19 protein-coding genes are annotated in these 18139 nt (G+C 65.5%); 12 read left to right on the forward strand and 7 right to left on the reverse strand.

What is annotated here, in order from left to right; genetic code table 11:
• Positions 1-5 precede the first annotated feature (5 nt).
• Both QE395_RS18430 and QE395_RS18435 read right to left on the reverse strand, forming a co-directional pair.
• Positions 6-962 carry a Ku protein gene (locus QE395_RS18430; protein WP_093535409.1) on the reverse strand — a complete coding sequence of 319 codons (957 nt, stop codon included), beginning with the start codon at positions 960-962 and terminating at the stop codon, positions 6-8.
• A gap of 96 nt (positions 963-1058) precedes the next feature.
• Positions 1059-1457, reverse strand: a complete 399-nt coding sequence (locus tag QE395_RS18435) for a hypothetical protein (protein ID WP_068848077.1) — start codon at positions 1455-1457, stop codon at positions 1059-1061.
• A 154-nt stretch (positions 1458-1611) separates the two neighbouring features.
• Here QE395_RS18435 and QE395_RS18440 point away from each other — a divergent pair, with 154 nt between their 5' ends.
• Positions 1612-1953 (forward strand): hypothetical protein, encoded by a 342-nt coding sequence (locus QE395_RS18440; RefSeq protein WP_095362407.1) that lies wholly within the window; start codon positions 1612-1614, stop codon positions 1951-1953.
• A 21-nt stretch (positions 1954-1974) separates the two neighbouring features.
• Here the strand turns inward: QE395_RS18440 and QE395_RS18445 are convergent, their stop codons facing one another.
• Entirely contained in the window at positions 1975-4110 is a 2136-nt protein-coding gene (locus tag QE395_RS18445) for a TonB-dependent receptor (RefSeq protein ID WP_306990289.1), read from the reverse strand.
• Positions 4111-4259: 149 nt separating this feature from the next.
• On the opposite strand from QE395_RS18445, the gene QE395_RS18450 reads away from it, so the two are divergent.
• From QE395_RS18450 to QE395_RS18495, 10 genes are all read left to right on the forward strand, one after another.
• Complete coding sequence (locus QE395_RS18450; RefSeq protein ID WP_095362627.1) at positions 4260-5462, forward strand: amino acid aminotransferase; 1203 nt, start codon at positions 4260-4262, stop codon at positions 5460-5462.
• A 155-nt stretch (positions 5463-5617) separates the two neighbouring features.
• Positions 5618-6631, forward strand: a complete 1014-nt coding sequence (locus QE395_RS18455) for a class 1 fructose-bisphosphatase (protein WP_095362405.1) — start codon at positions 5618-5620, stop codon at positions 6629-6631.
• Between the two features lie 101 nt (positions 6632-6732).
• Entirely contained in the window at positions 6733-7443 is a 711-nt protein-coding gene (locus QE395_RS18460) for a 2OG-Fe(II) oxygenase (RefSeq protein ID WP_068848069.1), read from the forward strand.
• Positions 7444-7762: 319 nt separating this feature from the next.
• Positions 7763-8083: a SymE family type I addiction module toxin gene (locus QE395_RS18465; RefSeq protein ID WP_095362404.1), complete on the forward strand. Its 321-nt coding sequence runs from the start codon at positions 7763-7765 to the stop codon at positions 8081-8083.
• Positions 8084-8183: 100 nt separating this feature from the next.
• Positions 8184-8564: a tautomerase family protein gene (locus QE395_RS18470; protein ID WP_249833402.1), complete on the forward strand. Its 381-nt coding sequence runs from the start codon at positions 8184-8186 to the stop codon at positions 8562-8564.
• Between the two features lie 93 nt (positions 8565-8657).
• Positions 8658-9077: a hypothetical protein gene (locus tag QE395_RS18475; RefSeq protein ID WP_249833401.1), complete on the forward strand. Its 420-nt coding sequence runs from the start codon at positions 8658-8660 to the stop codon at positions 9075-9077.
• Between the two features lie 111 nt (positions 9078-9188).
• Positions 9189-9725: a HEPN domain-containing protein gene (locus QE395_RS18480; RefSeq protein WP_249833400.1), complete on the forward strand. Its 537-nt coding sequence runs from the start codon at positions 9189-9191 to the stop codon at positions 9723-9725.
• A gap of 378 nt (positions 9726-10103) precedes the next feature.
• Positions 10104-10505, forward strand: a complete 402-nt coding sequence (locus QE395_RS18485; protein WP_093535423.1) for a GFA family protein — start codon at positions 10104-10106, stop codon at positions 10503-10505.
• Between the two features lie 75 nt (positions 10506-10580).
• Entirely contained in the window at positions 10581-14009 is a 3429-nt protein-coding gene (locus QE395_RS18490) for a response regulator (RefSeq protein WP_095362401.1), read from the forward strand.
• 65 nt (positions 14010-14074) lie between these two features.
• Positions 14075-14311 carry a hypothetical protein gene (locus QE395_RS18495; protein WP_141236168.1) on the forward strand — a complete coding sequence of 79 codons (237 nt, stop codon included), beginning with the start codon at positions 14075-14077 and terminating at the stop codon, positions 14309-14311.
• A gap of 1 nt (position 14312) precedes the next feature.
• Here the strand turns inward: QE395_RS18495 and QE395_RS18500 are convergent, their stop codons facing one another.
• Complete coding sequence (locus tag QE395_RS18500) at positions 14313-14591, reverse strand: hypothetical protein (RefSeq protein WP_095362400.1); 279 nt, start codon at positions 14589-14591, stop codon at positions 14313-14315.
• Between the two features lie 70 nt (positions 14592-14661).
• Positions 14662-15066, reverse strand: coding sequence for a hypothetical protein (locus tag QE395_RS18505; RefSeq protein ID WP_141236167.1), 405 nt, complete (start codon positions 15064-15066; stop codon positions 14662-14664).
• Between the two features lie 126 nt (positions 15067-15192).
• On the opposite strand from QE395_RS18505, the gene QE395_RS18510 reads away from it, so the two are divergent.
• Complete coding sequence (locus QE395_RS18510; RefSeq protein WP_255220450.1) at positions 15193-16173, forward strand: polysaccharide deacetylase family protein; 981 nt, start codon at positions 15193-15195, stop codon at positions 16171-16173.
• A gap of 18 nt (positions 16174-16191) precedes the next feature.
• Here QE395_RS18510 and QE395_RS18515 read toward each other — a convergent pair whose 3' ends face one another.
• Both QE395_RS18515 and QE395_RS18520 read right to left on the reverse strand, forming a co-directional pair.
• On the reverse strand, positions 16192-16683 hold the full coding sequence (locus QE395_RS18515) for a hypothetical protein (RefSeq protein WP_095362398.1): 492 nt from the start codon (positions 16681-16683) through the stop codon (positions 16192-16194).
• Between the two features lie 203 nt (positions 16684-16886).
• Positions 16887-17945 carry a hypothetical protein gene (locus tag QE395_RS18520; RefSeq protein ID WP_306990296.1) on the reverse strand — a complete coding sequence of 353 codons (1059 nt, stop codon included), beginning with the start codon at positions 17943-17945 and terminating at the stop codon, positions 16887-16889.
• Positions 17946-18139: the final 194 nt, after the last annotated feature.

The raw sequence follows: 18139 nt of genomic DNA on the forward strand, positions 1-18139 counted from the left end.
GGCGCTTACCCGGCCTTGCGCGTCGGCGCGCTCTTGGCAGTCTTCTTCGTCGCCTTCGTGGCTTTGGTTGCCTTGGTTGCCGCCTTGGTGGTCTTGGCTGCCTTCTTCGCAGGTGCCGCCTTCTTCACCACTTTCGACACCGCCGTCTTCTTGGCCGGGGTGCGCTTCTTCGCATCCAGGCTCTTCTGCAGCAGCGACATGAAGTCCACCACGTTGGTGGTGGCGTCATGCGGCGCGGCCGGCTCGTCTTCCACGGTGGTGGTGCCGCCCTTCTGCTTGATGCGCTTGGTCAGCACTGCCTGCAGGCGTTCGCGGAATTCGTCGTGGTAGTCGTCCGGCTTCCATTCACCGGACATCGATTCGATCAGCTGCTCGGCCATCGCCGTTTCCTTGCTGCTGATCCGGTAGTCGGCCAGCGAGCCGGTAGGCAGCTTGTGTTCTTCAGGATCCACCAGCTCCTGCGGGTAGCGCAGGATGAGCAGCACCAGCGCATGCTCGTGCGGCATCACCGCGCACAGGTATTCGCGGGTGCGCACCACCACGCGGGCAATGCCCACCTTGCCGGTGCTGCGCAGGGTTTCGCGCAGCAGCACGTAGCCCTTCTCGGCCTTTTTGCCCGGTACCAGCAGGTAGGGCTTTTCGAAGTAGCGCGGGTCGATCTGGCTGGCGTCGACGAAGCTTTCCACTTCCACGGTTTCGTGGCTTTCCGGCGCGGCCGATTTGATATCGGCCTCATCCAGCACGACATAACTGCCCTTGTCGTATTCGTAAGCCTTGACGATGTCCTTCCATGGCACTTCTTCGCCGGTATCGGCGTTGACCCGCTCGAAGCGGATCGGCTTGCGGTCGCGTGAATCGAGCATGCGGAAGCTGAGGTCGGTCTTGCGCTCGCCCGACATCAGCGACACCGGCACATTCAGCAGCCCGAATGACAGGGTTCCAGTCCAGATCGGTCGGGCCATGGCGGCGCCACTCCAGTGCAAGGCGGGAGGCCAGCTGTACCGCGCAGGGCGTGAAACGCCCGTGTCCGGCCCGTAAAGGCCGGCTGCACGCGCCGCTTACTGCAGCTGGCCGTGCACTGCGGCGGCGGGCATGTGGTCCAGCGCCATCCAGGCGTCTTCGACAATGGCGCGCGCCTGCTGCCAGCCCAGCCGTGACTGGCCGCGCATCTGTTCCCAGTGCTCGGCAAGCTCGCCGTCGGTGTCGTCGTCGCTGCCACGCGGCCAGTCTGCGTAGTGGGTGGTCAGCGCAAAGGCATACGCCGGGTAAAGATCCTTCCAGCTGCGCCTTCCCTGACTGCGGCGGCGTTCGTAATCGCTGCGCATGTACTGCAGGTAGTCCTGCGCCACGGCCTCCGGCTCTTCGGCGCGCGGACGACGGCCGCGGCGCGCGTTCCGGTCCGGCTGCAGGTAGGCGTTGAACAGCGCGGGTGCGGTGCGGCGATCCAGGCGGGGCATGGCACGTCTCCGGCGGGGGTGGGGGTTGGCAGGAATAGCCCCGCCGCCGTTATCCAGCCGTGACAGATCCGTTGAGATCGGCGCGCTGCGCTTCACGTCGGCCTCCCCTCGGAGGTGCGTACAGTCCAGCCAACCCTCCACGGAGACCACCACCATGCAACGCGATCCCCTGCGCGAAGCCACCGCCCCGGTACCGGGCGAACAGCGCGCCAAGCACGACCTGCAGAACGAAGAAGACCGCGGCGCTGGCATGTCGCCGTCCGAAGCGCCCGAGCACATGCGCACCGGCATCGACCCGGTCCACGCCGGTGAGGTGCACCCCTCCCGCGACCGCAAGGATCCGGCCGCCGCGCCGCACCCGGGCGGGGAAGAGCATGAGCACCACCGCGCCGCGCGCAAGGCGCACGAGAGCGACAACCAGGACGAGGCGTTGGAGGAGACGTTCCCTGCCAGTGACCCTACGTCGCCGTTCGTGCCGGCCAAGATTCCCAAGTGAATGGGGCAGGGTGGGCGTGGGTCATTGCCACGCCCACTGCACGCCCAAGCTGTAGCGCCGGTCCGGCCCCGGTTCGAAGAACCGCTGGTTGCCGTCGTTGACGATCACCGAGCCGATGTAACCCTGGTCCAGCACGTTGTCCACCCTCGCGAACACCCGCAGCGCGCCCTGCGCGGTGGTCCACCTGCGGGCCGCTTCCAGATTGACCAGGGCATACCCCGGCGCCTGGTCGGTGGCCAGGTCGTTCACCACCGTATCGCTTGAGGCCACCACCTCGCCGGCCCACTGCCACGCGCCCGGCTGGTACTGCAGCCGCCCGAACCACTGCTGCTCCGGCACGCCAGGCAGGCGTGAGCCGGCCGCCACCACCGTGTTGGGGACGGCGCAGCCCGAGCCCGCGCACACCAGATACGGCTCGCGCACCGTGGCTTCCACGTAGGTATAGGCCAGGCTGGCCTCCAGCGCTGCGGTGATCGGCAGCTGCAGGCTGGCTTCCACGCCCTGCCGGCGGGTCTTGCCGATGTTGCGGTAGGTGCTGCGCCCGTTGGTGTTGCTGGCCACGGCCAGCTCGTCATCGGTATCGGCGCGGAACACCGCCGCATCGAAGGACGCGCCACCGGCACCGCGCCACTTGCCGCCCAGCTCCAGGTTCCGGCTGCGCGCGGCCGAGAGGTTCAGCGCCAACCCGGCCGCGCCATCTGACCGGTAGCCCAGTTCGTTGAAGGTGGGCGTTTCAAACCCGCGTCCGGCCGAGGCATACACCCGCCAGGCATCGCTGGCGTGGAGCACCACCCCGGCCACCGGCGTGGTGGCCGCGTAGTCGCGCGCGCCGCTGTCATCCGGGTTGCGCGCGGTGACGTAGTGGTCGTTGGAGCGGAACCGCACCTCGCTGTGCCGCACGCCCAGCAGCAGCGACCAGCGCGGCGCCCACTGCCAGAACGCCTGCGCGAACTGGTCCACGTTGCGCACCCGGTCGGCCTGGTCGCGCCGCAGTGCGCCGCGCACACCCAGCGTATCCCCGACGAAATTCTCATAACCGCGTCGATCCTGCTGCTGCTGGTCGGCATTGGCGCCGATCACCACTTCCAGCGGCCGCCCGGCCCAGTCGCCCTGCCAGGCCCAGCGCAGGTCCAGCCCGCCATAGCCGCCGTCCAGGTCGATCACCCCGCCGGCATGCAGCGGGTTGGCCTGCGGCCCCGGCGGAATGGCCAGGAACTGCTCCACGCTGCGCTGCCCGGCATAGCCCATCGCGCGCCAGGTCTGGGCCCCTCGGGTGCGGGTGAACACCAGCCCAGCCTGCGCCTGGCGCACCGATTTTCGGGTGTTGTACTGGGTGGCCACCGCCGTGGCCTGGCGCGGGTCCTGCCGCACCTGCTCGCGGGTGAGGCCCAGCGGGTCCTGCGCGTCGGGGGAATCGAAGTAGTTCAGCACCAGGTCCAGCTCGCCGCCGCCCACGTCGGTGCCCAGCCGCGCGTTCACCGATTCGCGGCGCGCTGCGCTGTGCTCGCGCCAGCCATCGGTGCGGAAGTGGTTGGCCGCCACGTTGTAGCGCACCGGGCCCTGCTCGCCGCGCAGCTGCGCCCCGGCGCTGAGCGTGCCGTCGCTGCCGCCGGCCACCCGCAGCCGCCAGGGATCGCCGGCCTGGCCATCGGCGCTCCACACCTGCACCACGCCGCCGGACGAGTTGCCGTACAGCGCCGAGAACGGCCCGCGCAGCACCTCCACGCGCTGGGCGGAAAGCATGCTGGCGTGCGAGAGCTGACCCTGCCCATCGGGCATGGTGGCCGGCACCCCGTCCACCAGCACCCGCACCCCGCGCACCCCGAAGGTGGAACGCGCGCCGAAGCCACGGATGGAAAGCTGGGTGTCCTGGGCCAGGTTGTGGCGGTCGCGCGCGACCACGCCGGGCACCCCGCTCAATGCGTCAGCGATCTGGGCCAGGGTGCCGTTGGCATCGTCATCCAGCCACACCGTGCTGAGCGAGGCCGGCAGATCCACGTCGGCCACCTGCTGGCCCCGTGCGGCCTGCACCTGAACCGTGGGAAGCCGCTCGATCGGGGCTGCGGAAACCGGGGCGGCCTGGGCCTGTGCCAGGTTCGGCAGGGAGGTGGCCGAAAGCAGCGCACACCAGTACGCCAAGGGGGTAAGACGGAACATACGCAGAGGGGAATCTCCAAAAAATGAGCACCGCACGACAGGGTACGGTCCCAAGCGTGACGGCAGCCGCCGCGCCCACGCCGAGGCTTTGTTACGATGAGGTAGTTTCGCGCCAACCTCCCCCATCCGTCATCCGAATGAGTACCGCCGTGTCCTTCTTTGCAAATGTGGAACTGGTCCCGGGCGACCCGATCCTGGGCCTGACCGAGGCATACAACGCCGACAGCCGCCCCACCAAGGTCAACCTGGGCGTGGGCATCTATTACGACGAAAGCGGCCGCATTCCGCTGCTTCGCGCCGTGAAGCAGATCGAGCAGCAGCTGGCTGGCGAAGCCAAACCGCGCGGCTACCTGCCGATCGACGGCCTGCCTGCCTACACCCAGGCCACCCGCGAACTGGTCTTCGGCAAAGATTCGCCGCTGCTGGCCGCCGGCCGCGTGGCCACCTCGCAGACCATCGGTGGCAGCGGCGCCCTGCGCGTGGGCGCGGACCTGCTGCACCGCCTGCTGCCGCACGCCACCATCGCCATCAGCAACCCGAGCTGGGAAAACCATCGCGCGGTGTTCGGCGCGGCCGGCTTTGAAGTGGTCGAGTACGCCTACTTCGACCCGGCAACCCACGGCGTGGATTTCGCCGGCATGCTGGCTGACCTGAACAAGCTGCAGCCGGGCACCGTGGTGCTGCTGCACGCCTGCTGCCACAACCCCACCGGCGCCGACCTCACCGTGGCCCAGTGGAAGCAGGTGGCCGAGCTGCTGAAGGAACGCCAGCTGTTCCCGTTCATCGACATGGCCTACCAAGGCTTCGACAAGGGCATCGACGAAGATGGCGCCGCCGTGCGCATCATCGCCGAGGCCGGCATCGACAGCTTCGTGGTCGCCAACTCGTACTCCAAGTCGTTCTCGCTGTATGGCGAACGCGTGGGCGCGCTGTCGGTGGTGGCCCCGGATGCGAACGCCGCCAAGGCCGTGCAGTCGCAGGTCAAGCGCATCATCCGCACCATCTACTCCAGCCCCTCCACCCACGGCGCCGCCCTGGTGGCCGGCGTGCTGACCAGCCCCGAGCTGCGCCAGCTGTGGGAGCAGGAACTGACCGAGATGCGCGAGCGCATCCACGCCCTGCGCCACGGCTTGGTGGACAAGCTGGTGGCTGCCGGTGCACCGGAGTTCGCCTTCATCAACGACCAGGCCGGCATGTTCTCGTATTCGGGCCTGAGCCGCGCACAGGTGGACCGCCTGCGCGACGAGTACGGCATCTACGCCGTCGGCACCGGCCGCATCTGCGTGGCCGCGCTGAACCAGGGCAACCTGGAATACGTGGCCAAGGCCGTGTCGACCGTCGCCAGGGGCTGAGCTGCTGCAACGGTGAAATGAAGGACGGCCGCCACGTGCGGCCGTTTTTCTTTTCGTGCAGCCAGGTTGAAACCGGTTACGTGTCCCGGTTGCCTCGTAATGCCCTGCCGAACGGGCCACAATACGGCCCCCGAAATGTCTTTGGCAGCCATTCCATGTCCCGTACGTCGCTTACCCGGTACCTGATTGAAGAGCAGCACGCAGGCCGCATCAATGCCGACCTGCGCCAGCTCATCGCAGTGGTTGGCCGCGCCTGCACCAACATCTCCATCGCGGTCAGCAAGGGCGCGCTTGGCGGCGTGCTCGGGGACGCCGGTACCGGCAACGTCCAGGGCGAGGCGCAGAAGAAGCTCGACGTGATCAGCAACGAGATCCTGCTCGAGGCCAACGCCTGGGGCGGCCACCTGGCGGCCTGTGCCTCCGAGGAAATGGATCACTGCCAGCCCGTGCCGGACACCTACCCGCGCGGCGACTTCCTGCTGCTGTTCGATCCCCTCGATGGCAGCTCCAACATCGACGTGAACGTCTCGGTCGGTACCATTTTCTCGGTGCTGCGCAGCCCGGCGGGCACCGAACAGCCCACCGACGAGAGCTTCCTGCAGCCGGGCACCGCCCAGATCGCGGCGGGCTACTGCATCTACGGCCCCAGCACGCAGATGGTGCTCACCACCGGCCACGGCACCCATTCGTTCACCCTGGACCGTGAAACCGGCGAATTCGTGCTCACCCAGCGTGACATGCGCATTCCAGAGGACACCCAGGAATTCGCCATCAACATGTCCAACCAGCGCCATTGGGAAGCCCCGATGCAGGGCTACGTGCAGGACCTGCTGGCCGGCAAGGAAGGCGCGCGCGGCAAGAACTTCAACATGCGCTGGATCGCCAGCATGGTGGCCGACGTGCACCGCATCCTTACCCGCGGCGGCATCTTCATCTACCCGTGGGACAAGAAGGACCCCAGCAAGGCCGGCAAGCTGCGCCTGATGTACGAAGCCAACCCCATGGGTCTGCTGGTGGAACAGGCCGGCGGCGCCGCCACCACCGGCCGCGAGCGCATCCTGGACATCCAGCCCGACCACCTGCACCAGCGCGTGCCGGTGTTCCTCGGCTCACGCAACGAAGTGGCCGAAGCCACCCGCTACCACCGCGAGCACGACGCCCGGGCCTGACGTAGCGCGACCCTTTGTGACCCCGTTCCCAATCATGGCAACGGGGTGACACCTGCACCAACACAGGTCACCATCGGGCTGAAACGCCCACGGATGACCCCATGCCGGCCGATACCCCGCTCGACTTCATCGAAGTAATCCACAACGCCATCCCCGTTGAGACTTGCGCCGCCATACAGGCCCAGATGCGCGCCAGCGCACAGTTGAAGCCCGGCGAAGTAGGCAGCGGCGTGTTCCCGGAACTCAAGCACAGCAAGGATCTGCGCATAAGTGGGCGTCCCGAGTGGCGCCAGGTGGAAATCCAGCTGCAACAAGCAGTATTCAGCGGGGTTTTGACTTATCTACGCCGTTATCCACAGGCGCTGATCTCCCCGCTGATGTTGCAGGTTCAAGACAACGATGGCACCGCGCGCCGCCTGAAGGCTGAAGATTTCCCCGGCATGGACGACAACGCGCTGTCCGAACTGGCCCGTACCTGCCTGCGCCCGGGCGCCATCAACCTGCAGTGGTACGCGGCGGGCGAGGGCGGTTACCCCTATTGGCACTGCGAGCTTTACCCGCGCGACCCCGGTGCGGAGACCCTGCACCGGCACCTGCTGTGGACGCTGTACCTCAACGACGAGTTCGACGCCGGCGAAACCGAGTTCCTGTTCCAGGACCGGAAGATCGCCCCGCGCACCGGCAGCCTGCTGATTGCGCCTACCGCATTCACCCACACCCACCGGGGCAACCGCCCGCAGGGCGGGGACAAGTTCATTGCGACAAGCTGGATCCTGTTCCAGAGCGCGGAGAAGCTTTACGGGGGTGGGTGAGATGCGTGGGCTGGTTCACACAGAAACACCAATCGGAATGCTGCAACGGGCTGCACGCGTCATCAGTAGGCTGTGCCTACTGAAATCGAAAATTCAACAGAAACAATCGTTTTGTGTTGCGCAGCCGACGTCTGCATGGTGGGTGCCGGAGCTCAAAAACTCCGCATAACCGAAAATAGTGGATGCCCCATGTCGGGAGGGTGGTTAATACAAGACCCTTTACGGGGGAATACGCCCGCCGTCTGGTTATGCACGGTTTTTGACCTCCCGACGCCCTCGCCCTCACCGGCGGGGGCCATTCCCCGTTTGGAGGCAAACCATGAAGAGCGACCCGGCCCAGCCGACTGAAGACCACCGCGTCCCGCGCGAGCGGTGGATGCAGTACAGCCAGATCAACAACGTACGTGCGGTTCCGCAGATCTCCGAGCGCGACCGCGACCATTTTGGCCCCGTTCCCTTTGTGATGCTGCGCGGCACCTGGCTGCGCAGGTTCGGCTTTGAAGTGGGTGTCCATATCAGGATTGAAGTGGTCCACGGCCAGATCACCGTCAGGCCGCTGTGGAACGACGGCCAGTTCGAAGGCCAGGGCACTGCGGCAGACAAGCCCATCACGTGGCGCGCGCAAGTAAAGGACCGCTGAGGACCGAGGCTGGGCGGCCCCCCACGCAGCGCCATGTAGTGGCACCGCACCCGCCCATGTGCTTCCATTGCCAGGCACACAGATCCGTGAGGAATCCGCCATGCCCCTGGCCCGCATTGACCTCCGCAAAGGCAAGCCCGCCGCCTACCGCCAGCAGGTTGGCCAGGTGGTGTACGACGCCATGCTCAGCATCGGCGTGCCGAAGGATGATCGCTTCCAGATCATCCAGGAGCACGAACCGGATGGACTCATCTACGACCCCGGCTACCTGGGCATTGCGCGCACCGATGACTTCATCTGCGTCCAGGTCACCTGGAACGAGGGCCGCACGCTGGAGCAGAAGAAAGCCTTCTACAGCGCCGTCGCCCATGGCCTGCACGACGCGGTGGGCATTCGTCTTGAGGATGTCTTCATCAACCTGGTGGAGGTGAAGCGCGAGAACTGGTCGTTCGGCAATGGCTTGGCGCAGTATGCGATGTGAGTCACCAGTCGGGCTTGCGGTAGCGGGCTGAACGCTCGCGCGGTAGGCGATCAAGTTTTTACATTGTCATTCCAAGGAAGAGCGAGGGACAAAATGAAGAGGAATCGCTTGGTCAGTCAGCAGGATGAGTGGGGTTGTGGCATTGCATGCGTAGCCTCGCTGACGGGGCTTTCGTACCGAGAGGCAAGGAGTCGCCTGGAAGCGCGTAAGGGAGGTCTGATCGATGCCGACGCCCCGGGATTGGAGCTTGAACCGATCATCGACGTGCTGCGGGATGCCGGCATCCTCATGGAGCAGCGGGTTGGTGCCAAGCGTTGGCCGTCAGGCGCAATCGTGTTCCTTTCCGAGGAGTGGGGGCGCTATCGGGGGACGGGTCACTACCTGCTCAGGACCGACGATGGATGGATGGATCCGTGGGCCAATCCGGACGAAAAGCGTCCTCGGGCCGAGTATCTGGACCGATTGCCGCGAGGGACAACCGTCCAAGTGGCTCTAGTTCCTGTCGAAGACTGATTCTCGATCTCCTGTCGGGCGCTGCCGGTTCGTCGAGTTAGGCGGCGGCGCCTGGTCCATTGTTATGGTCTGCGCTGGGTGCAAGAATCCGGCAAAACGGGGACCTAGCCAATGCCATCAAAAGCCAGCCAGTCGTTCGACCACGCTATGAGGGATGCGGTAGATCTGGTCAATCACTTCGATCGCCTTAACACTCAACCCCCTCCACCAGAGAATGAGGTATTAAAGCGGGCCAGTCTGGTCATGATGCTGGCGGCGTTGGAGACCTACTTCGAAGATCGACTCGTCGAAGCAGTTGCGACCATTACCGGGACCGATGATTCCCGGACGTCCAAGTTCATGCGCGACTGCCTGGCCAGCGACCTAAAGACGTTCCACACGCCGAGCACCGATCGCGTCAGGCCGATGTACCAGAAGTATCTGGGGCTTGACATCACGGATGCTTGGCGTTGGAACAACATGGAGCCTTCGTCAGCACGCTCGGAGTTGAATGCCCTGGCGAAGAAGCGAGGAGACATCGCCCACCGCTCGGGCCGACCAGTTGAGGGCGGTCCAACCAAACACCCAGTCTCCCGCGATGACCTGCGCAGGCACATGCACTTCTTCCGGCAACTGGTTTCGGCGACGGAAACGGTGCTCGCCGAGTAGAAGAAGCTTCATTGGCTTCCAGCCCTAGATTGCCCGTGCCGTTGCCGCGCGTTTCTTCGCCGCTCAAGGCGCTGCTAACCTTCGCCGGGTAGGCAATCCGGTCTGAGCCTGAGGAGTAGGGCAGTGGGAAGAACCTGCGATTCAACCTTGCACCGCCAGCAGCTGCTCGCAAGCGATGTGGCGGCCTGCTACTACTGCTTCTCGGAATTTCCGCCCAGCGCCGTCGACGAATGGTGCGATGGCGATGATCAGGATCAGACCGCGCTCTGCCCGCGTTGCGGAGTGGATGCCGTGGTGGGCTTCAATGGCCCAGTGGATACGACGTGGATTCGGTCCGCGCACCAGATTGGATTTGGTTAGAGCCAAGGTGAACTGAACATGCTGAAGGAAGTTGGCGGCGTCCCCATCCAACCCAAGCACCGCGCCACGTGCCACTGCGGCGCCGTGGAGCTGGAGCTTGATCTTCCCAACGGTATCGAGAGCCCACGCCGGTGTGACTGCTCGATCTGCCGGCGCAAAGGCGCGGTGGTGGCTTCGGTCCCTCTCTCCGGGCTTCGTGTCGTGAAGGGGGCAGAGCACCTCAAGCGCTACGAGTTCAACACCCACACGGCCAAGCACTACTTCTGCGGCATCTGCGGGATCTATACCCACCACCAGCGCCGCTCGAACCCTCATCAGTACGGGTTCAACGTCGGGTGCCTGGAAGGCATCAACCCCTTCGCCATACCCAACGTTCCCGTGGAGGATGGAGTTCACCATCCAGCAGACGGCACAGGCTGACAAGCGATCCGGCAAGGGTTCCACAGCCTGCGCGCGTGATAATCTGATGGGTTGCACCCACCCACCTGCCAACCCATGCCCACCACGCCCAAACCCCGCGTTGCCACCCAGGCCGGAACCGGCTTCCGCACGCTTTGGCCCCTGCTGGCGGTCATGCTGTTCTTCCTCGGCAGTGGGTTCCTGGCCGGCAAGAACATCCACACCATCCGCGAGGGCAACGCGCTGGTGATCCGCTCCCAGGAGACGATGACCGCGCTGGGCGATGTGCTCTCTGCGGTGCAGGACGCCGAGACCGGCCAGCGCGGCTATCTGCTCACTGGCGATGACAGCTACCTGGAACCCTATCGCACCGCCCTGGGGGTAGCCAGCACCCGGCTGGAGACAGTGGAAAAGTCCTTGGCCGATGACCCGGCCCAGGTCGACCGGCTCAAGCTGCTGGCACGGCGGGTCCAGGACAAGCTGGACGAACTGCATGAAACCATCGAGGTGCGGCGCACCCAAGGCTTGGAGCCCACCCTGGAGGTGGTCGGTTCCAACCGCGGCAAGGCAGCCATGGATGACATCCGCGCGCGCCTGGCCTCAATGGGGGCCATCGAACTGGACAAGCGCGCCAAGCGTCTTGAAGAGATGGAATCGGCCTACAACGCGGCGCTGAGCTCCGGCGCGGCCAGCGCGGTGCTGGGCATCGTGCTGACGATCTTCATCGCCATCCTGCTGCGCCGCCATACTCGGGCCCGCGAGCGCGATGCGTGGTTGCAGCGGGGTCGGCTGGAGCTCACCACCGCCACCGGTGGCGACCTGGACAGCGGTTCGCTGGCGCGGGCCAGCCTGGGCTTCCTGGCCGGCTTCACGGGCGCACAGGCCGGCATGCTGTTCGTGCCGGAGGACAACGGCTTCCGGCAGATCGGTGCGGTGGGCACCGCCTCCGCCCCGGACGGCACCGACCAGTTGCGCGACAGCGGCAGCCTGCTCGGCCGCGCGGTGGACGAGAAGCGCGTGCTGGTCGTGTCGGACGTGCCGCAGGATTACTTCACGGTCGGCTCCGGGTTGGGGCAGGCACAGCCGCGCCACCTGGTCATCGCTCCCAGCATCCACGAGGGCGAAGTGAGCGGGGTGATCGAGCTGGGCTTCTTCAGCGCGGTACCAAGCGAAGTGGTGGAGCTTCTCCAGCTGGCATCCGGCGACATGGCGGTAGCGCTGCGGTCAGCGGCGTACCGCGCCAAGCTTTCCGAGCTGTTGGCACAGACCCAGCGGCAGACCGAAGCGCTGCAGGTGCAGAGTGAGGAACTGCGGGTTTCCAACGAGGAACTGGAGGAGCAAAGCCGGGCGCTGCGCGGCTCCCAGCACGAGCTGGAAGAGCAGCAGGCCGAGCTGGAGCAGACCAACAACCAGCTGTTCGACCAGTCGCAGCAGTTGGAGAACGAGCGCGACAAGCTGGCGCGGGCCAACGCGGCCATCGTGGCCGAGGCGGACAAGGTGCAGCGCGCGAGCCAGTACAAGTCCGAGTTCCTGGCCAACATGTCGCACGAGCTGCGTACGCCGCTGAACTCCGCGCTCATTCTTTCCAAGCTGCTGGGCGACAACCGCGACGGCAACCTGAGCGCGGAGCAGGTGAAGTTCGCGCGCACCATCCATTCGTCCGGCACCGACCTGCTCAACCTCATCAACGAGATCCTGGACCTGTCCAAGATCGAGGCCGGGCACATTGAAGTGCACGCCGAGCGCTTCGGCGTGGAAAAGCTGCTGACCGACATCTCGGCGCTGCTGGGTCCGGTGGCCAGCGAGAAGGGCCTGACGCTGGACGTGTCGATGACGGCCGATTGCCCGGTGGTGATCGAATCCGATCGCCAGCGCATCGAGCAGATCCTGAAGAACCTGCTGTCGAACGCACTGAAGTTCACCGAAACCGGCGGGGTGACGGTGTCGGTTTCGTCGGCCGGGAACGGCAAGGTGGCGTTCGCGGTGACCGACAGCGGCATCGGCATTGCGCCGGAGCAGCAGGCGCGCATTTTCGATGCCTTCCAGCAGGCCGATGGTTCGATCAGCCGGCGCTATGGCGGCACGGGCCTGGGGCTGTCCATTTCCCAGGAACTTGCACGCCTGCTGGGCGGCGACATCACGGTGGAAAGCGAGCCCGGCAAGGGCAGCTGCTTCCGGCTGGTGGTGGCCACACGGCTGGCAACCACCGAGCGCCCTGCCGCGCCTGAAGCGCTGCCGGCGCCGGTGCCTGCACGCGCGGCATTCGCAGCGGGTGGTGTGGCCACGGCCTTGGAATCGCGCCCCGTGGGTGCCCCAGGCAGCAAGGCCAGCAGCAACGGCCGCGGCCTGATCCTGATCATCGAGGATGACCCTGCCTTCGGCCAGATCGTCAGCGATCTGGCGCTGGAGATGGGCTTCCGTGCACAGGTGGCGCAGACGGCGGCAGAGGCCCTGGCCGCCGCGCGCACGGAGCTTCCGCACGCCATCGTGCTGGACATCGGCCTGCCCGACCAATCCGGCCTGTCGGTGCTGGACGTGCTCAAGCACGACATCCGCACGCGGCACATTCCCATCCATGTGGTGTCGGCGACGGACCATTCGCGCAAGGCGCTGGCGCTGGGTGCGGTGGGTTATCTCGGCAAGCCGGCCACCCGCGAGGAGCTGGGCAACGTGCTGCTCTCGCTGGAGCGCAGGCTGTCGCAGCGGCCGCGCCTGGTGCTGGTGGTGGAAGATGACGATGTGCAGCTGGACGCGGTGCGCCAGCTGCTGGCGCTGGCCGATGTGGAAACCATCGGCGCGCGCTCGGCCTCGGAGTGCCTGCAGGCGCTGGCCCAGCACACGTTCGACTGCATGGTGCTGGACCTGAGCCTGCCCGATGCCTCCGGCTTCGAGCTGCTCGAGCTGCTCAGCGAGCAGAGCCCGCATGCGCTGCCGCCGATCATCGTCTACACCGGCCGGGTGCTGTCCCCTGCCGAGGAGGTGCGGCTGGGACGGTACTCGAGTTCGATCATCATCAAGGGCGCGCGCTCACCCGAACGCCTGCTCGATGAGGTCACGCTGTTCCTGCACAAGGTAGTGAGCGACCTGCCCGAATCACAGCAGGGCATGATCCGTTCTGCGCAGCACCGCGACACCGCGTTGGAAGGCCGCCGCGTGCTGGTGGTCGAGGATGATGTGCGCAACATCTATGCGCTGATGAACGTGCTGGAGCCCCACGGGTGCAAGGTCACCATCGCGCGCAACGGCCAGGAAGCCATTGACGTGCTGACGGCGGCCGTCGGCGGCCCGTCGCCCATCGAACTGGTACTGATGGACATCATGATGCCGGTCAAGGATGGCCTTACCGCCACCCGTGAGATCCGCCAGGACGGGCGCTTCGGCAAGCTGCCGATCATCGCCCTCACCGCCAAGGCGATGCCCGATGACCAGCAGCAATGCATCCAGGCCGGTGCGAACGACTACGTGGCCAAGCCGCTGGACGTCGACAAGCTGGTGTCGCTGATCCGGGTGTGGTTGATGGCGTGAGCTGCACAAGGAAACGCGGCACCATGTAAGCTGCGCTTGATCAACGTGGACAACAAAGGAGCTTCATGAAAAAGGCATTTCAACGTTTGACCATGCTCTCGGTACTTGTTCCATTGGCTGCAGCGGCCGATGCCGCTTCCCACGAAGCAGGCTATAGCGCGGGTTACAAGCTGGGTTGGTACGTGGGATGGTTTATTGGAACCTTCGGTCCGTACCTGATCGCCGCCGCCTTGGTAGGTGTTGTTGGGTGGCTGTGGTTCCGCCGGGCAAAGGCACGGCGGATCCGTGGTGATGGCAGCTGAGTCATCCCAAGCGCTGCTGTACCTCCAACCGAAGCCGCGCCTGCTCCCGCTGCACCCATAGCTCGGCGCCGGTTTTGCCATTGGCAAAGGCGGTGCAGCGCCGGTGCCGCCGGCCTTCCGGCTCCCGATGCGCATCAAGCATGGCCACCCATTCCCTGCCTCGCTCGGGTTGATAGATGTGGACCACCCACGTGTCGCCATGGGCGATCACCGTTTCGTCGTAGGCGGTGGCGGCGGGTTTGATCCATCGGAAGTCGGGCGGGAGCATGGGCGAGAGCATTACCGTTCCGGCTCTCAGAAACTGCGACGGGGAGGGTGGCCTGCGAAGTCCTGCTGGTCTGACCGTTGCTTCAGAGTTTGCCAGCTGCCTTGTAACGGGAGACGCCCTGTTCGATCAGCTGCTGGAGCTCCTGCAGCAGGGTGGGATCGATGACGTCGAAGTTGAAGCATGATTTCCCCTGCATGCGCTTCTTCAGGCCAGGACTGAGGCTCTGCAGCAGCTCGGGAAAGTCGTAGACCGGCATGAAGTGGAAGGCGTGCTTTCTGGCAGAGACTTTCACCGCCCCGAAGAACTGCGCCTTGCCCTTGCTGTCATCGTCTTTGCAGTTGGCGTAGAAGTGGGTGTCGGTATCGTGCACGACCGCCAGCGCCTGCTTGTGGGCCAGCAGCAGATTGCGCAATGCGACGAACAACGCCGAGGGCGTCCCCGATTCCAAATGGTGCGTCTGGGAGGCTGGTTTGCCGGGAGTCTTCATGGGTACCTCCGGAAGTTCTCGCAACCATACCCCCGGGGAGGGCACGACAGGTAGTGGCATGCCTGGGCCCAGCGTTTGAGGGTGACCGGCGACGGAGCTATGCTGGACCGGCTATCAAGATGGGAGCTGCGGGTGCGAAAGGGATGGGCTTGCTGTGTCGTTCTGGCGCTCGCGTGCATTTCGGGTATCGCCCATGCGGCCGAACCGGATCGGCGCATCGCGCTGACCATCGACGATCTTCCCTGGCAGCGGCTGGGCGAACGTACCGAGCCGGAGCTCGCCGCCCAACACGCCAGGTTGCTTGCCGCGCTGAAGCAGGCCAACGTGCCGGTGGTGGGCTTCGTCAATGAAGCCAAGCTTGAGGTCGGCGGCCAGGTGCAACCTGCGCGCGTGCAGATGCTGCGCGACTGGCGTGATGCCGGGTTCGAGCTGGGCAACCACACCTTCGGGCACGTCGACCTGCATGCGATGCCGCTGCAGGCTTACGAGCAGGACATCCTTCGCGGTGAAGCCACCCTGCGCCCACTGCTGGCCGAAACCGGGCAGGTGCCGCGCTGGTTCCGGCATCCCTACCTGCATGCCGGGCAGTCGCCTCAGGTGCGCGCTGAACTTGGCGCGTTCCTGCAGCAGCACGGCTATGAGATCGCCCCGGTCACGATCGACAACAGCGAATGGATCTGGGCCTTTGCTTACGACCATGTGCGCGACACCGAAAGCGATCCGGTCAAGCGGGATGCGCTGATGCAGCAGCTGCGCCGGGGCTACGTGCCGTACATGCTGAACAAGCTCGACTACTACGAACAACGCTCGCAGGAACTACTCGGCCGGCTGCCGGCGCAGGTCTGGCTGATGCATGCCAATGCGCTTAATGCCGATTGTGTAGGCGAGCTGATAGCCGCCACCCGTCGGCGCGGCTACCGCTTCATTTCGCTGGAAGCTGCGCTGCAGGATCCTGCCTACCAGCACGCCGACGGCTACAACGGCGGTAGCGGCATGAGCTGGATACAGCGTTGGGCGATGGCCGAAAAGGTGCCGAAGTCCTTCTACGCGGGCGAGCCCACGGTGCCTGGCTGGGTCATGAAGCTTGCCGGGCGGGATGGCGAGTAGTTGAGCCCGGCAGATCGATCAGTTTTCCTGATAATCGCTTTCATCGTACGTGCCCGCAACCGTGCAGGTCAGCTGCGGCGCTACGCCCTCGCCCAGCATGAGTTCCCCCATCGTAGTCGTGCGTCCACCCGCCGTGCCGAGTTTTGCAGCTTTGCGCACCGCCGTTGCGTTGGCACCCAGGGTTGCGGTGTAACTCTCACCCAGTTCGCCGTCCGCGTCGATGAAGATGGACACTTCCTGCACCGGTAGACCGAACACCGTGAAGGGCACGGGTGGCTTGATTGCCTCAATGGCACCGGATTCGTCGCGGGGCAGCGCCTTCCAGGCCGTAGCAGTGGTATCGGGCTTTGCGCGGCATTCAACAGCTGCCTGGATCGCGGGTGCTACGGCCTGCCATTGCGCCGCGTCGAACGCCTGCGCTGCCGGAGCGAACAAGGCGCCAACAAGCAGGGTGGTAAGGATCTTGATGGTTGCGCCGCGCTGATGCGGCTTCCCTTGGGTATTGGTCATGAGGCATTCCATTTGCGCTGTAGGGCTCTACTTCCAAAGCAAGTTTACTGTGCAACGCATCAGGCCGCCCAATAGGCGGCCTGATGGTCTACAGGGTTGCGATGCTCAGAAGAAAATCGCGTAGAGGATCAACAGCGGGATTGGTACGCCGAGTGCCCAGAGCAGCAGGGTCTTCATGGGAAGTCTCCTTGTCGATTGAAAAGTTACAGGTCGCGGCGACGGCCGCCCCAGGTGGCACTGAGGCTGGCGAAGAAGGCGCCGATCAAAAGGGTGATGAACAGCCACAGTGCCGCGTAGGCGGTAGCCTTGCGCGCATCGTCGGCCACCTGCTTGGCGGTGTTCTTGGCTTCTTCCAGTGCAGCACGCATGCGGGTCTGGGTTTCGGTAACCCGGGCCTCGGCCTCGGCCTGGCTCATGCCGGTCTCGCGGGCAATCACCTGCGCCAGGTACTGCTTGTCTGCCGGGTTGAGGGCTTCGGACTGCAGGCTGGTGACGATGATGCGGTTCACCTCGGCACGCACTTCACGGCGGTCGCCGCCCGGTCGCGGGCCCTGCGGCGGCAGCGGGCGCGGCGGTGCAGCGTTTGCAGCACCCACCGCGGGAACCATCGCCGACGGATCGACCGGTGCGGCCGGATCAGCCGGCGTTTGGCCGGGCATGGGTGCGGGCATGCTGCCAGTGCGGAACAGCGAGTCCACCCAGTAGTTCAGGTCGCCCTGGTCCGAACCCGCGGCGGCGGCGGTGCCGGCGCCTGCGGCCGCAACACCGGCGGTGGATGCTGCAGCACCTGCAGTTGCGCCGACAGCTTTGACGCCGGTGCCGAGCACTCCGCCAATGGCCGAGGTCAGCAGGCCGGCGGTGAGGAGGGTGGCGACGGCCCAGGAGACGAAGCCATGGGCGGTATCGCGGAAGTAGGTTTCATCGCCGTGCAGGCGGGTCCACTTGGTGCGCAGGCGGCCGGCCAGATAGCCGCCCAAGCCGGAGGCAGCGAGGGCGGTGAAGGTCAGCCAGACGATGCTGCCCCAGCCGAAGGTTTCCTTCGAGACGCCATCAAACGCCCACGGCGATACCGAGGACAGGCCCAGCCCGACGCCGAGGATCAGCAGAACCAGCGACAGCGCTGCGGCGGCGACGGCACCGGCCAGGATCGCGCCCCACGAAACCGCGCTTTCGGGTGCGGGTTCGATGATGGATGTTTCAGTCACAACGGCGATGTCGGGCCCGAGGGCGCCTCGATCAGGGTAATCAACTCGGGTGTTCATCGGTACTTCGCTCCGTCTTGATGCTGCGTGTGCAGCTGGCACCCAGAGGCTGCGCGAACGCAGGTGAAATCGGTGAGACCTGCGTCTTCACTTCCTGCATGCGCGGGCGGATGCCAGGGCGATATGCTGTCTGGCGGGCGTGGTGGCGAGGTCGTACAGCCAGGCCATGGATCTGTCATTCAGGGATAGGAGGG

The sequence above is a fragment of the Stenotrophomonas sp. SORGH_AS_0282 genome, assembly GCF_030818125.1.
GTDB lineage: Bacteria > Pseudomonadota > Gammaproteobacteria > Xanthomonadales > Xanthomonadaceae > Stenotrophomonas > Stenotrophomonas rhizophila_A.